This window comes from Epilithonimonas hominis (assembly GCF_003730015.1).
Lineage (GTDB): Bacteria > Bacteroidota > Bacteroidia > Flavobacteriales > Weeksellaceae > Epilithonimonas > Epilithonimonas hominis.
Genome location: NZ_RJTU01000039.1, coordinates 1 through 14,238, shown reverse-complemented (window position 1 = coordinate 14,238; position 14,238 = coordinate 1). Strand labels below are relative to the sequence as shown.

The window sequence follows — 14,238 nt, the reverse complement described above, 5'->3', positions numbered from 1 at the left end:
ATTTTACTTTTTACAAATTTTACCCAATTATTCCTAAAAGGTCTCCTTCTTTTACAATTAAATAATCTTTGCCTTCAAATTTTAGTTCAGTTCCGGAGTATTTTCCATAAAGAACTTTGTCACCCACTTTTACAGTTGTAGGTTCATCTTTTTTACCGGGACCAACTGCTACTACAGTGCCTTCTTGTGGTTTTTCCTTTGCGGTGTCCGGAATAATGATTCCTGATGCTGTTTTAGTTTCAGCTGGAGTTGGTTCTACCAAAACTCTGTCTACTAATGGTTTAAAATTTACTGACATATTATTATAAATTTTTAAATGTTATTCTGCCACAGACTTCTCCAAGATTGTGCCAAGATAGCTGGAAGCCAGAAGTGAGAAGTTAGAAGTTAAAATTTGGCAGATTTTATTTTGAGATGTGAAATTTTGGCAGATTTTAATTTTTGAGTTACCGTTTCAGAGAACTCCGTAGGAGCGGAAAGTTTGTAGCAGATTTTAAGCATTATTGGTTAAGCTAAGTACGAGCGCTAAGTTTATAGCACATTTTAAGCAGACTTAGCCAAGCTCCGTAGCAGCGAAATGTTTGTAGTAAGGTTTACGTATATTTAGTAAAGCTCCGTAGGAGTGACGCTTTTAAAGTTAATGATTATCGAACCAAAGCCTTTCACCTTCCAGATGCAGGTTTGTTTCAAAATTATTAGTAAAGAGGCCGCCGGTTCCTAATCCTTGTGGCATCGGATTGTTTTTGGTGTAAGTGTACTGCGCAATAGCATTGAGACCGATGTTGCTTTCCAAAGCAGAAGTTATCCACCAGCCGATATTATTTTGTTCTGCCAATTGTATCCATTCGTCCGAGCCAGAAAATCCGCCAACCAAAGCTGGTTTCAGGATAATATATTGCGGTTTGATTTCTTTTATTAATGTTTTCTTAGATTCATAATTCAGAACACCAATCAGTTCCTCATCCAAAGCAATGGGCGTTGGCGTAGAATGACAAAGTTCTGCCATAGCTTTCCAGTTTCCGGCCTGAATGGGCTGCTCAATTGAGTGAATATGCAGTTCTGCCAATTCTTGCAAAACAATTTTAGCTTGTTCTGGGGAGAATGCACCATTGGCATCTACACGCAGTTCAATTTTATCGTTAGGAAATTGTTCGCGGAGTGATTTCAGGATTTGTTTCTCGGCATTCCAGTCCACACCAATTTTCAGTTTGATACAGGAAAATCCTTGGCTCAGCTTTTCTTCCAATTGCTCTTTCATATAATCCGAAGTTCCCATCCAAATCAGTCCATTGATTTTAATTGAATCTTTTCCTTCAGTAAACTCACTTGGAAAATAGAATTCATTCTGATGTTGCAGATTCAAAAGCGCCTGCTCAACACCAAAAATTATCGAAGGATGATTGACAAGTTCTTCGCGCAAATCATCGATGCTGAGGTTGATGTTTCGGCAAGTCCATTCCAGTGCTGCTTCATAATCATCATCGTCATCAAAACTCAGTCCTCGGAATAATGCGCATTCACCAATTCCTTTTTTGTCATCCTCAAAAACTTCTATAAAATAAGTTTCTTTGGTGTTGAGAACGCCTCTGGAGGTTCCGCTAGGACGTTTAAAATTGAGCGTGTAAGGGTAAAATTTTGCCGTTTTCATTTCACAAAAATAAGAAAAGACCGAGGGAAACCGGTCTTTATGATTAAGTCTTTGATGTCAATACTAATTTTTAACCACAGCTTTTGCCATAAACTCCTCAGCTTTGGTTACCATCGCTGCACTGCCACAGAAAAATGGCACACGCTGATGGAGTTCTGTTGGCTCAATTTCCATAATTCTTCGGAAACCGTCGCTGCATTTTCCGCCGGCCTGCTCTGCCAAAAATGCCATTGGATTACATTCATACAATAATCTAAGTTTTCCATTGGGCGATTGCGAAGTAGAAGGGTATATGTAGATGCCACCTTTCAGCATATTTCTGTGGAAATCTGAAACCAATGAACCAATGTAACGTGATGTATAAGGTCTGTCGCCTTCTTCTTCCTGGCAATATTTGATATAATCTTTTACACCTTGTGGAAATTTTACGTAATTCCCTTCATTGATTGAATAGATTTTTCCGGAAGTTGGAAATTTAATGTTTTTGTGAGAAAGATAATAAGTTCCGATAGAGGGATCAAGTGTAAAACCATTCACACCATTTCCTGTTGTATAAACAATCATTGTAGATGAGCCATAAACCACATAACCTGCAGCTACTTGATTCACTCCTTTCTGAAGGAAATCTCTTAGCTCAACAGGACTTCCCGGTGAGGTAACGCGTCTGTAAATGGAAAAAATCGTTCCTACAGAAACGTTCACATCAATATTTGAAGAACCATCTAAAGGGTCGATTAAAACCACATATTTGCTAAGATGCGCATTTTCTGTACACTTGATTTCGATAAAATCATCACTTTCTTCAGATGCGATGCCGCACACCACTTCCCGCTGAGACAGTGCAGCAATAAAAATATCGTTCGCCAGAACGTCCAACTTCTGTTGCTCTTCGCCTTGGATATTTTCAGTTCCGACTTTTCCAATAATATCTGCAATTCCTGCTTTGTTGACTTCCCGGTTTACGACTTTTGTGGCAATCCTGATGGAGCTGATTAGCCTGGAAAGTTCTCCTGTAGAATATTTGAAATCGTCTTGTTTTTCAATAATAAACTCTCCTAGAGTCTGTAAAGCTTGGTGTGACATTGTATTAATTTTGGGGTTTTACAAATCTAATTTATTTTTTAATGTCTTGAAACAGATTTATCTATTGTTGATAATAATCATTTATTTTCCGTTAATATCGTTTCATTCTGAACAATGTTTTTCTTAGGAAAAGCAAACTTCCTTTCATATATCATGCATTATTAATATTTTTGAATTTTAATTTGAAAATTATAATTTAAATTTACTAAAGTAACAGTCTGAACAACAATTGATCTAATGAAAGTTTACAAATTTGGAGGAGCATCTGTAAAAGATGCGGAAAGTGTGAAAAATGTAGCCTTGGTTCTGGAAACACAAGGATTTGAAAAATGTCTGCTGGTAGTGTCTGCAATGGGTAAAACCACGAATGCATTGGAAAAAGTTGTTGAGTTTTACTTTAAGAAACAAGATTATCAATCCGAGATTGAAACCATCAAGCAAAATCATATCGAGATTGCCAAAGGCTTGTTCAGTGATAACCACGCTGTTTTCGGAGAGATTTCTTTGTTTTTTGATGATATAGATTCTTTCCTTAGAAGAAATAAATCCCCAAATTATAACTTTGTTTACGACCAAGTGGTAAGCTGTGGCGAGATGATTTCTTCCAAAATCCTCAGCGAATATCTTAACGAAATTCAGTTCTTCAACCATTGGCTGGATGCGAGAGATTACATCAAAACCGACAGTAATTATAGAGAAGGAATCGTAAACTGGCAGGAAACAGAACAGAATATTGCAAAATTGGATAAAATCAATTGCTACGTAACACAAGGTTTTATAGGCTCCGAAAGCAATAACTTTACCGTAACATTGGGAAGAGAAGGGTCCGATTATACCGCGGCGATTTTTGCATATTGTCTTAATGCAGATGAAATGACTATCTGGAAAGATGTTCCTGGTGTGATGACAGGTGATCCAAGGAAATTTGAGAATGTGGAATTGCTGTCTCATATTTCTTACGAAGAAGCTATTGAAATGGCGTATTATGGCGCTTCGGTGATTCACCCGAAAACACTTCAGCCGCTGAAACAGAAGAATATTCCGTTCTACGTAAAATCTTTTGTGGAACCGAAAAAGCCCGGAACCAAAGTTGGAAATTCCGAAGAGAATGAATTAACGGAAAGCTATATTCTGAAAGAAAATCAAACCCTTCTGAATGTAGAGACCAGAGATTTTTCCTTTATAGCAGAAGATCACATGAGTTTGATATTCAAATTATTGGCAAAATATAAAATCAAAGTTTCTCTGATGCAAAATTCTGCAATTTCACTGGCTTTATGTCTTGAAGACAAATTTGGCAACGTGAATGATTTAAACGAGGAATTGCAACAAAGTTTCATTACACAAATGACAAAAAACGTATCACTATTCACGGTCAGAAATGTCAATTTAGACACGCTGGATCAATTTTATAAAGATAAAAAAGTCCTGTTAGAACAGATTTCCAAGAAAACGTTCCAAATGGTGACTATTTAAAAACTATGAGCTTAATCTCTAAAGAAGACTTAATAAAAGCATCGGGCTTAGATAAAATAGGTTTCCTGAAGAAACCCGTTGCGTCCGCTATAATGAATTTGGCAAAGATCAATGATGTCAATAATCTTTACGACAAACTCAAAAACACAGAAGGTGCTGACTTTTTTGATCAATTCGTCAAGGAACAGGGTCTGAGCTATATTGTTTTTGAAGAAGATCTCGCCAAGGTTCCAAAAACAGGTTCATTTATTTTGGTTTCTAACCACCCACTTGGTGCAATAGATGGCATCCTGATGTGCAAAATTCTTTTGAAAGTGCGTCCGGATTTTAAAGTGATGGGCAATTTTCTACTGTCAAAAATTGAACCTATGGCACCTTTTGTAATTTCCGTCAATCCATTTGAGGGGAGAAAAGACGCATTTAACAGCTCATCCGGAATGCGTGAAACCCTGAAACATCTACAGGGGGGTGGATGTATCGGTATATTTCCTGCTGGTGAAGTTTCCAATAAAAATAATGAATATGGCGAAGTCTTGGATAAGCCTTGGGAAAAAACAGCATTGAAACTCATCAAAAAAGCTAAGGTTCCCGTAGTACCGATGTATTTTCACGCTACAAACAGTAAGATTTTCTACAACGTAGCCAAGCTCCATCCAGATTTGCAGACGATTATGTTGCCAGCAGAAATGATGAAGAAAAGAGAAAAACCTATCAGAATCAGAATTGGCAAACCTATTTCTGTAAAACAGATGGAAGAGGAGGAAAGTATAGAGGAACTCGGCGAATATCTTTACAGGAAGGTCTATATGCTAAAATCTTATTACGAAAAAAGAAAAAGCATCACCGAAAAGCTGAAATTGCCTAATATGGCGCTCAAACTGCCGTTGCTCAAACAAAATAATATTGTTCAGAACATCATAGATGAAACACCGATTGAGGATATCATCAGTGAAATAGAAGTTTTAAAAAATACTGAAAATAAAAAATTATTTTCCCACGGGGATTATGATATATTTTTCACAACATCTGCCGAGATTCCTTCCATAATGCGAGAGATTGGGAGGCAGCGTGAACTGACATTCCGTGCGGTAGGCGAGGGTACAAACCTGCCTTTTGATTTGGACGAATATGATAATCACTACCATCACCTTTTTCTTTGGGATAATGCAGAGAGAAAATTGGTTGGGGCGTACAGAATGGCTCTGGGAGCTGAGGTGATGAAAAAATATGGTATCAATGGATTCTATACCAGTTCACTTTTCGAGTATGACCCGGAATTGCAGCCATTTTTCCGTAAAGTTATTGAGATGGGACGCGCATATATTTCAGTCGAATATCAGCAGAAACCTTTTCCTCTATTTCTTCTTTGGCGTGGGATTGTCCACGTTTGTCTTAGAAACCCGGGACATAAGTTCCTTATGGGCGGCGTGAGTATCAGTAACAAGTTTTCGGAATTCTCAAAATCATTGATGATTGAGTTTATGCGCTCGCATTATTATGATTCTGCAGTTGCACAATACATCCACCCAAAAAATGAATTTAAGGTAGTGATGAAGGAGCGTGACAAAGCTTTATTTTTTGAAGATATGAATGCAGATCTCAATAAGCTGGACAAGATAATTGATGACCTAGAGCCTAAACTTAGATTACCGGTTCTTATCAAAAAATATATAAAGCAGAATGCAAAAATGATCGCCTTTAATGTAGATCCGAACTTCAATGATGCTATTGATGGTTTAATGTATATTAGAATCAGCGACCTGCCGGAAGACACAATAAAACCTGTTTTGGAAGAATTGAGCGATTTCTTCAAGGCACAAACTGAAAAAAAATCGGCTGATAATCAATAGTATTTAAGTATTAGATAAAATTTACTTCAATAATATTTGCACAATAAAGATAAAGAGTATACTTTTGCACCACTCAAAACAACAAGAGTGCTGGTTTCTTAGCTCAGTTGGTAGAGCAACGGACTGAAAATCCGTGTGTCCCTGGTTCGATCCCTGGAGAAACCACTTAAAACCGCCTGAATCAGGCGGTTTTTTTATGTAATAAATTTTGTATTTTATCTTACAGAAATTTGCATTTTAGCCAAGAAGATTTTATATTTGCACCACTCAAAACAACAAGAGTGCTGGTTTCTTAGCTCAGTTGGTAGAGCAACGGACTGAAAATCCGTGTGTCCCTGGTTCGATCCCTGGAGAAACCACAAAAAAATCCCTCAGATCTTTCTTAGGGATTTTTGTTTGTATTTTTAAGAACAAAATTATTTAATTGTTCTGGAAATTAAAGTTTTCGACTTGTGTTTTATTAATTTAATTTTTCGTCACTCGCACAGCATCAGGAACCATAATTTCATAATTTCCTCCGAATGAAATAATTTCTCGCACAATGCTGCTGCTGATGTAAGATTTTCCGGACGAGGTCAAAAGGAAGATGGTTTCTATTGTGTTATCTCTGGTTAGTGCTCTATTAGTTTGGGCAATTGATTTTTCAAATTCAAAGTCAGCAGGATTTCTTAGTCCTCTTAAAATGAAATTAACGTTTTTACTTTTACAATAATCAATGGTCAAACCTTCAAAATCATCCACTTCCACATTTGGGAATTTTTCAAACGTTTTTCTGATAAAATCTTTACGCTGTTCCAGGGAGAACATATATTTTTTCTGAGAATTCTTTCCAATGGCAATGATGATTTTGTCAAACAGCGGAACTGCACGCTCTACAATATCATAATGTCCAAGTGTAATCGGATCAAATGACCCTGGAAAAACTGCAATTTTCATAGAAATTTTAAATTTTAGATTCTGAATTTTAGATTTATCGACATCAAGTAAAATCTAAAATTTATCATTGATGAGTTATTTATTAAGTGCTTTTTCTACTTCGTTTCCGCAAAGGTCTTTGATGGATATTCCATAGATTTTGGCTTGTTGCGGAAGTATACTCGCTGGCGAAAATCCAGGATTTGTATTCATTTCCAACAAGTGCGGGATTCCATCCACGATAATGAATTCTGAGCGTGAAAATCCACTCATTCCAAGGGATTTGTAGGCTTTGATGGAGATTTCTTCTACTTTTTTTCTGGTTTCTTCATCGATTCTTGCTGGCGTGATTTCCTGGGATGCACCTTCGTATTTAGCTTCGTAATCGAAGAATTCTTTCTCTGGAACAATTTCCGTAATTCCCAAAACAATCACTTTACCCTGATAATCCAAAACGCCAACAGAAACTTCCATTCCGTTCAAAGCACTTTCGATAAGGATCTCGTCATCTTCTTTGTAAGCAAATTCAATGGCGTTTTTAAGTTCGCTTTTGTCTTTCACTTTAGAAATTCCAAGAGAAGAACCACTTTGATTGGGTTTAACGAAAACCGGAAGACCAAGCTTTTCTACGATTTCGTCATCAGATATTTCCTCGCTATTTCGTAGATAAATACTTTTCGCAGAAGGAATTCCGTATTTTGATAGAACAGCTAATGTGTCTTTTTTATTGAATGTCAATGCGCTTTGGTAGAAATCACAGCCTGTATATTTTTGACCTACGGCATCCCAATAAGCTTGCATAATTCCGTTTTCACCTGGTGTTCCGTGGATAGTGTTGAAACAAGCGTCAAATTTCAAGTTTTCGCCATTTTCTAAATGTATGGAAAAATCGGCCTTGTTTATGGTTTTTTTATTCTCATTTTCATCCAGAAAGTACCATTCATCTTTCAGAATTACAACTTTGTAAACGTTATAAAGTTCTCGGTCCAGCGACTCAAAAATCAATTGTCCGCTTTTCAAAGAAACTTTGTATTCATCGGAATAACCGCCCATTACAACGGCTATATTTTTTTTACTCATTCTAAAATTTTCTTGAAAACAAATGTAGAGATTTTATGTAAAAAGTGATGATTAAATCTATCCAAATTTAGATAATGTGATATGAGCCATATTTAAGAATATTAGTATTTCAATTCTTTGCTAAGTTTTACGCCTTTGCGAACCTTAAAAATATTTTCAATAAACTCAAAAAAATCTTAGCGGTCTTTGTGTTTAAAAAAATCATCAATAAAATAATAATTTCAAATAAGGCCAATAAACCAAAGCCCCGACACAGATCGCAGAAATAGTCGCCAACATTACAGCGCCACCAGCCAAATCCTTAATAATTCCTATTCGGGAATCAAATTCAGGTTGAATGTAATCGCAGATTTTCTCAACACAAGTGTTCAAAGTTTCAGTCACCAAAACAAAAAAACAGCAGAGAAGGATTAAAGCTGTTTCTGTATTTGAAAGACCAAGAAAAACAATCAAAAAAAGATTTATTATCAATCCTAGAATATGGAATTGGAAATTTCTCTCGTTTTTCAAAATCCAAATAATTCCTCGGAACGTAAACTGAACACTTTTATGAAATGGCGGTTTTTTCATTTTTTGATTCTATAAAAATTAAATTTCTGATTCTATTCTTTAAAATCTTTGATGAGTTTTACGTCTATGCGAGCCTTAAAAATATTTTCAATAAGTTCAAAAAATCTTTGCGGATTTTGCGTTCAAAAATTCAGCAATCATCAAATTTCCACAAAGTTATTCAAACTTATTTCACTCCAATTCAAAAATTGTTAATAACTAAATAAAATCAACTTTTACAATCGAACCGAAATCATTATATTTGTGGAATTGAAATAAATACAGTTTATGAGATTTATTGTTGCCAGTGGCGATTTGCAAAAAGCTTTACAGACGGTGAGTGGCGTGATTTCCGGTTCACAATCCAGACCGATTTTGGAGAATTTTCTTTTCGACTTAGACCAGAACTTATTAACAGTTACGGCTTCTGACGGAGAAACGACTTTGATTACTTCTCTTGAAGTGAAGTCGGATGATAAAGGAAAATTCGCCGTTCCAGGTAAGATTTTTCAGGATTTCTTGAAAACTTACGGTGAACAGCCTTTGACTTTGGCAGTGAAAGATTCCGAAGACGGAAACGGAAGTGTTTTGGAGATTTTGGATGAGAAAGACAACTTTGCAGTGGCTTTGGACAATGCAGACGATTATCCGGAATTACCGGAATTTGACGCATCTCAAAAAGTAACCATCGGTGGCGGCGTTTTGGCAGAGGCTCTTAACAATACACTTTTTGCTACAAGTAACGATTCTCTTCGTCCTGTGATGACTGGTGTTTTATTCCAATTCAAAGAAGATGAGACTAATTTTGTTTCCACAGATTCTCACAGATTGGTGGTTTACAAAAGAACAGATGTCATACATCCAGAGACTTTGGAATTCATTATGCCAAAGAAACCATTGTCAATTTTCAAAAATATCCTGAACAATTCCAACGAAGATGTTGTGATTGAATTCAGTGATAATATGGCGAAATTCACATTCGGAAATAACATTTGGATTTGTCGTTTAATTGACGGAAAATATCCAAACTATAATGCGGTAATTCCGAAAGAAAATCCAAACGTTTTGACCATCAATAGAAGCTTGCTTTTGAGTTCTATCAGAAGAGCATCTATTATGTCGAACAAATCTACGAACCAAGTAAGATTCAAATTGTCTGGCAATGTTCTTCACCTTCACGCAGAAGATACAGAATACGCAAACAAAGCAGATATGCAGATTCCTTGCGATTATAATGGCGATGATATCAATATCGGTTTCAGTTCAAAATTCCTAACAGAAATGCTATCCGTTTTGGCTTCTGACGATATCACAATTAAAATGTCTCAACCAAACAGACCAGGAATTGTAGAACCAGTTGACGGATTGGAGGAGAATGAAAGTATCTTGATGCTGTCAATGCCTGTGATTGGGTTATAATTGATGGATAATAATTGATAATTGATTTATCAAATTGATTAATAAAAATTTGAGATTTGAAATTCAGGTCTCAAATTTTAGTTTAAAAAACAATAATGTGGAGGCTTCGACAAGCTCAGCCTGACACCGCAAATAGAAAGCGTCGCATATTAGAGCTGTAACTCTGAGCCTGTCGAAGAGTCTTTAAATAATAAACTAAAACTTCGGACATCGGACTTCCGACATCCGACAATCAAATATAAAAAAGAATGAAAATTTCTAATAATTGGCTTAAAGATTATATCAAAACTGATCTTAACTCAGAAAAAATCAGTGCTTATCTTACCGATATCGGTTTGGAAGTAGAAGGTGTTGATAAATTTGAAAGCGTAAAAGGAAGTCTGGAAGGAATCGTTGTAGGTAAAGTTTTGACTTGCGAAAAACATCCGAATGCTGATAAACTAAACAAAACAACGGTTGACGTTGGAAACGGAAAAATTCTGGAAATCGTTTGTGGAGCACCGAATGTTGCTGTTGGACAAACAGTTCCTGTAGCTGTTGTAGGAACAAAAATCTACGCCAAAGACGGTAGTTCTTTCGAAATCAAAAAAGCTAAAATCCGTGGCGAAGTTTCCGAAGGAATGATTTGCGCCGAGGATGAATTAGGTTTGAGTGATGACCACGGCGGAATTATGGTTTTGGACGAAACTAAATTTGAAGTTGGAAAACCTTTCGCAGACTATTTTGAATTGACAAACGATGAGGTTTACGAAATCGGATTAACGCCCAACAGAACCGATGCAATGTCGCATTACGGTGTTGCAAGAGATTTGCAGGCGTTCGTTTCTTCTAATAATCTGAAATCAGAATTCACAAAATTAGAATCTAAAGTTTTAAACATCGAAGGTTCTCACGATTTCAAATTAGAAGTTGAAGATTCTGAATTAGCACCAAGATATCTCGGTGCTGTTATCGAAAATGTTGAAGTTAAAACTTCTCCAGATTGGTTAAAAAACAGATTGAAAGCCATCGGACTTTCGCCAATTAACAATGTTGTGGATATTACTAATTATATCCTTCACGGATTGGGGCAACCGCTTCACGCTTTTGATGCCGATAAAATTGCAGACAAAACTGTGAAAGTTGGGACCGTAGAAGCAGGAACCAAATTCAAAACTCTTGACAATGTAGAGAGAACTTTGAAAGGTTTCGAAATCATCATCAAAGATGGAAAAGACAATCCACTTTGCATCGCCGGAGTTTTCGGTGGAAGTGAAAGCGGAGTTTCTTCCGAGACAAAAACTATTTTCTTGGAAAGCGCTTATTTTAATCCGGTTGCGATTAGAAAAGCATCTAAATTACACGGACTAAATACCGATGCATCTTTCCGTTTTGAAAGAGGTGTTGACCCAAATAATGCTAGAACAGCTTTAACGCACGCGATCAATTTGATTCAGGAATTAGCTGGCGGGAAATTAGTAGGAGAGATTCTAGAACATTATCCAGAGAAAATCAAAGACCATTATGTGGTTTTCAGATATTCGAAATTAGACCAGATTTTAGGAACTAAAATCCATAGAGAAAAAGTAAAAGAAATTTTAAAATCTCTTGATATTCAGATTCTTAATGAGATTCAAAATGGTCTAGAATTATCTGTTCCTGTTTACAGAGCAGATGTAACAAGAGAAATTGATGTCATAGAAGAAGTTTTGAGAATCTACGGTTACAACAAGATTGATGCGCCTAAAAAAATCTCATTCACACCTGTAAAATTGAGTTTTGATGATCAAGATGCGTTAGAAAACTCTTGGGCCAGAACATTGCAATCCAACGGTTTCCACGAAGTAATGAACAACTCGTTGACTTCTGTAAAAGATGAAACCAATGCGGTGAAATTGCTAAATCCTTTGAGTAATGATTTGGCATTTATGAGAAAGTCTTTATTGGAAGGGCTTTTGGAGAATGCCATTTACAATATCAATAGAAGATCTTCAGACATCAAATTTTTCGAATTAGGGAAAATTTACCATAAAAAAGAGCAGTACGAGGAAAGAAAACAGTTGGCCATTCTGACGACAGGAAGGGAAGTTTCTGAGAACTGGCTGCAGCCAAAAAGCGCGACAGATTTTTATCATCTGAAAGCTTATGTAAAAATTCTTTTGGAAAAACTGAACCTTGTTCTGCATGAATCTGCCCTGGAAGACGACCGTTTTTCTGATGCTTTGGAAATCAAATTCGGTGACAAAACATTGGCAAGGTTAGGAAAAGTATCGCCAAAATTGTTGAAAGATTTTGACATCAGTCAAGACGTTTTCTATGCAGAGATTGAATTGGAAAACTGCCAAGCACTGAGAACGAAAGAAAATCTGAAATTCGTAGATATTCCGAAGTTTAACAAAATAAGAAGAGATTTGGCGTTGTTGGTAGATAAAACCATCAACTATTCAGAATTATACCAATTGGCGAAGAAAAACAAATCGCCGTTCCTGAAGAATATCAACTTGTTCGATGTTTACGAAGGGAAAAATCTTCCGGAAGGCAAAAAATCTTACGCAATGAGTTTCGAACTCCTGAATGAGGAAAAAACATTAGAAGATAAGGATATAACAGAGGTAATGAATTCTCTTATAAAATCCTTTCAGAAAGAATTTAGTGCTGAATTGAGATAACAAAAAATGCCGCTAATATTTTTAAGCGGCATTTTTATTTACATTTGGATTTAAAATCGGCAAGAATTAATTTAATATTCTGGAAAGTTGATGGAATAATTACAGTTTCTATCTCGGCCTCATTTTTCCATCCAACTTCATTGATTCCTTCTTCTATCTGCGGTTTAGGCGTTCCTGTTCCTTGGTAGAACATCTCGAACCAATACGTCGTTTTCAGAACTTTGTCACCGTTTCTTTCTGTGTAAATGTGATAAGTCGAGTTGATGAAATCCTTCAATTCCAAATCAAAAATCCCACATTCTTCTTCCACTTCTCGCACTGCAGCAAGTTCTTTAGATTCGCCTTTTTCAATTTTTCCTTTCGGAAGATCCCATTTTCCGAGACGATGGATGAACAAGATTTTATTTTCAGGATTCAAGACAATGCCTCCAGCGGCTTCTATATTTCTGAAAAAACCTTTGAAATCTGCCCACAATTGGTCAATGTCATTGTGATAAATATTCAAGCCTTGCGATGCTGTGTTCGTAAGAAGATCTACCGCAAATTCAAAGCTATGCGTTCCATCGTAATTCAATGTTTTAGGGCTGTCTTGAGGCTCTTGACTCAAAACTATTTTTTTTTCATTGATAAAAACTTTATACATTTGTACGGCTTTTGATATAAATACAAAAATATAAAAAATGAATTTAGAAGGACGAAAAATTATAGTAAATAAATCTTCATCTGAATTGGCAGGAATGCTTAAAAACCCAGAAGATTACAAAGATCTAATGCCAGAAGGACTTCAGAAATTTGAAACAAGCGCAGACGGATTCAAATTCGGGTTGAAAGGAATGCCGGAAATCGCTTTGAAAATCGATAATGTGTCTGATAAAGAAGTCGTTCTGAAATCTGCAAGTTCAAGCTTAGATTTCGCTTTGACTGGAACAATGAATCCTTTGAACGAAAATCAAACTGAAGTTCAGTTGTTATTTGATGGGAAATTCAATCCATTTATCAAAATGATGGTAGAAAAACCTCTTCAGAATTTCATCAATTCTTTGACAGATAAGATCGAGCAACTTTAAAAAATATATTGAAAGCCAATCTTAATGATTGGCTTCTTTGTTTAATCTCTCTTTCAACAATTCTACTTCACTTTCTAAATGTTTTATTTTTTGCAAATAAATTTCCTGATTTTGACTTGTCGTTAGAATATCCAAAATGCTTGTGTCAAATAATTTTGCAATGTCTTTCAAGCGGTCTATGTCTATTTTTGTTTTTCCATTTTCTATATCGGAATAAGCTCTTTGTGATATAAATAATTTTTCTGCAACATATGCCTGAGAATAACTACTAAGTGCTCTCAGCTGTTTTATTTTTTCATTTATTTTCATCGATTAATGTTTTGTTAAGTGAAATTAATGAAAATTTCTATAATAGATGAATAATTTCTAAAATATGAAGTAAAACCGCTAAAGCTTTTTGTTGATTTATTTTTTTTGTTACTAATTTTGAAATAATAAAAAATGCGCAAATTTATTTATCAAAAATTTTATTAACTTTAAATTATGGATCAAGATCAAAAGTT

Annotated in this window: 13 protein-coding genes and 2 tRNA genes; 7 read left to right on the top strand and 8 right to left on the bottom strand. The window is 35.7% G+C overall.

Features of this window, described 5'->3' with window-relative positions; genetic code table 11:
• Window positions 1–19 precede the first annotated feature (19 nt).
• From EGH73_RS05890 to fbp, 3 genes are all read right to left on the bottom strand, one after another.
• Window positions 20–298: a co-chaperone GroES gene (locus EGH73_RS05890; protein WP_123281082.1), complete on the bottom strand. Its 279-nt coding sequence runs from the start codon at window positions 296–298 to the stop codon at window positions 20–22.
• A 339-nt stretch (window positions 299–637) separates the two neighbouring features.
• On the bottom strand, window positions 638–1,648 hold the full coding sequence (locus tag EGH73_RS05885) for an o-succinylbenzoate synthase (RefSeq protein WP_123281081.1): 1,011 nt from the start codon (window positions 1,646–1,648) through the stop codon (window positions 638–640).
• Between the two features lie 63 nt (window positions 1,649–1,711).
• Window positions 1,712–2,731 (bottom strand): class 1 fructose-bisphosphatase, encoded by a 1,020-nt coding sequence (gene fbp, locus EGH73_RS05880; protein WP_089767520.1) that lies wholly within the window; start codon window positions 2,729–2,731, stop codon window positions 1,712–1,714.
• A 237-nt stretch (window positions 2,732–2,968) separates the two neighbouring features.
• On the opposite strand from fbp, the gene EGH73_RS05875 reads away from it, so the two are divergent.
• From EGH73_RS05875 to EGH73_RS05860, 4 genes are all read left to right on the top strand, one after another.
• The gene (locus EGH73_RS05875; protein WP_089767522.1) at window positions 2,969–4,207 is read left to right on the top strand and encodes an aspartate kinase; all 1,239 of its coding nucleotides are present in this window, start codon (window positions 2,969–2,971) and stop codon (window positions 4,205–4,207) included.
• A gap of 5 nt (window positions 4,208–4,212) precedes the next feature.
• Window positions 4,213–6,057 carry a lysophospholipid acyltransferase family protein gene (locus EGH73_RS05870; RefSeq protein ID WP_123281080.1) on the top strand — a complete coding sequence of 615 codons (1,845 nt, stop codon included), beginning with the start codon at window positions 4,213–4,215 and terminating at the stop codon, window positions 6,055–6,057.
• Window positions 6,058–6,149: 92 nt separating this feature from the next.
• Window positions 6,150–6,222 (top strand) — tRNA-Phe (locus EGH73_RS05865).
• Between the two features lie 121 nt (window positions 6,223–6,343).
• Window positions 6,344–6,416 (top strand) — tRNA-Phe (locus tag EGH73_RS05860).
• 106 nt (window positions 6,417–6,522) lie between these two features.
• Here the strand turns inward: EGH73_RS05860 and coaD are convergent.
• The 3 genes from coaD to EGH73_RS05845 form a co-directional block, all read right to left on the bottom strand.
• On the bottom strand, window positions 6,523–6,993 hold the full coding sequence (coaD, locus tag EGH73_RS05855) for a pantetheine-phosphate adenylyltransferase (protein ID WP_089767525.1): 471 nt from the start codon (window positions 6,991–6,993) through the stop codon (window positions 6,523–6,525).
• 75 nt (window positions 6,994–7,068) lie between these two features.
• Window positions 7,069–8,052 (bottom strand): D-alanine--D-alanine ligase, encoded by a 984-nt coding sequence (locus EGH73_RS05850; protein ID WP_123281079.1) that lies wholly within the window; start codon window positions 8,050–8,052, stop codon window positions 7,069–7,071.
• A gap of 204 nt (window positions 8,053–8,256) precedes the next feature.
• Window positions 8,257–8,622: a diacylglycerol kinase gene (locus tag EGH73_RS05845; RefSeq protein ID WP_123281078.1), complete on the bottom strand. Its 366-nt coding sequence runs from the start codon at window positions 8,620–8,622 to the stop codon at window positions 8,257–8,259.
• 267 nt (window positions 8,623–8,889) lie between these two features.
• Between EGH73_RS05845 and dnaN the strand changes: the two genes are divergently transcribed.
• Together dnaN and pheT are read left to right on the top strand one after the other, a co-directional pair.
• Window positions 8,890–10,020 (top strand): DNA polymerase III subunit beta, encoded by a 1,131-nt coding sequence (gene dnaN, locus EGH73_RS05835; RefSeq protein WP_123281076.1) that lies wholly within the window; start codon window positions 8,890–8,892, stop codon window positions 10,018–10,020.
• A gap of 248 nt (window positions 10,021–10,268) precedes the next feature.
• A complete protein-coding gene (pheT, locus tag EGH73_RS05830; RefSeq protein WP_123281075.1) occupies window positions 10,269–12,668 on the top strand; it encodes a phenylalanine--tRNA ligase subunit beta in 2,400 nt (799 codons plus the stop codon).
• A 34-nt stretch (window positions 12,669–12,702) separates the two neighbouring features.
• On the opposite strand, the gene EGH73_RS05825 is transcribed toward pheT, so the two are convergent.
• Window positions 12,703–13,311, bottom strand: a complete 609-nt coding sequence (locus EGH73_RS05825; protein ID WP_123281074.1) for an NUDIX hydrolase — start codon at window positions 13,309–13,311, stop codon at window positions 12,703–12,705.
• Between the two features lie 37 nt (window positions 13,312–13,348).
• On the opposite strand from EGH73_RS05825, the gene EGH73_RS05820 reads away from it, so the two are divergent.
• Window positions 13,349–13,735, top strand: coding sequence for an SRPBCC family protein (locus EGH73_RS05820; protein ID WP_123281073.1), 387 nt, complete (start codon window positions 13,349–13,351; stop codon window positions 13,733–13,735).
• 21 nt (window positions 13,736–13,756) lie between these two features.
• Here EGH73_RS05820 and EGH73_RS05815 read toward each other — a convergent pair whose 3' ends face one another.
• Window positions 13,757–14,044 (bottom strand): helix-turn-helix transcriptional regulator, encoded by a 288-nt coding sequence (locus tag EGH73_RS05815; protein WP_123281072.1) that lies wholly within the window; start codon window positions 14,042–14,044, stop codon window positions 13,757–13,759.
• Window positions 14,045–14,238: the final 194 nt, after the last annotated feature.

Coding starts and splice junctions, on each gene's coding strand:
- EGH73_RS05890 (WP_123281082.1), bottom strand. CDS start 298: ATGTCAGTAAATTTTAAACCATTAGTAGACAGAGTTTTGGTAGAACCA.
- EGH73_RS05885 (WP_123281081.1), bottom strand. CDS start 1,648: ATGAAAACGGCAAAATTTTACCCTTACACGCTCAATTTTAAACGTCCT.
- fbp (WP_089767520.1), bottom strand. CDS start 2,731: ATGTCACACCAAGCTTTACAGACTCTAGGAGAGTTTATTATTGAAAAA.
- EGH73_RS05875 (WP_089767522.1), top strand. CDS start 2,969: ATGAAAGTTTACAAATTTGGAGGAGCATCTGTAAAAGATGCGGAAAGT.
- EGH73_RS05870 (WP_123281080.1), top strand. CDS start 4,213: ATGAGCTTAATCTCTAAAGAAGACTTAATAAAAGCATCGGGCTTAGAT.
- coaD (WP_089767525.1), bottom strand. CDS start 6,993: ATGAAAATTGCAGTTTTTCCAGGGTCATTTGATCCGATTACACTTGGA.
- EGH73_RS05850 (WP_123281079.1), bottom strand. CDS start 8,052: ATGAGTAAAAAAAATATAGCCGTTGTAATGGGCGGTTATTCCGATGAA.
- EGH73_RS05845 (WP_123281078.1), bottom strand. CDS start 8,622: ATGAAAAAACCGCCATTTCATAAAAGTGTTCAGTTTACGTTCCGAGGA.
- dnaN (WP_123281076.1), top strand. CDS start 8,890: ATGAGATTTATTGTTGCCAGTGGCGATTTGCAAAAAGCTTTACAGACG.
- pheT (WP_123281075.1), top strand. CDS start 10,269: ATGAAAATTTCTAATAATTGGCTTAAAGATTATATCAAAACTGATCTT.
- EGH73_RS05825 (WP_123281074.1), bottom strand. CDS start 13,311: ATGTATAAAGTTTTTATCAATGAAAAAAAAATAGTTTTGAGTCAAGAG.
- EGH73_RS05820 (WP_123281073.1), top strand. CDS start 13,349: ATGAATTTAGAAGGACGAAAAATTATAGTAAATAAATCTTCATCTGAA.
- EGH73_RS05815 (WP_123281072.1), bottom strand. CDS start 14,044: ATGAAAATAAATGAAAAAATAAAACAGCTGAGAGCACTTAGTAGTTAT.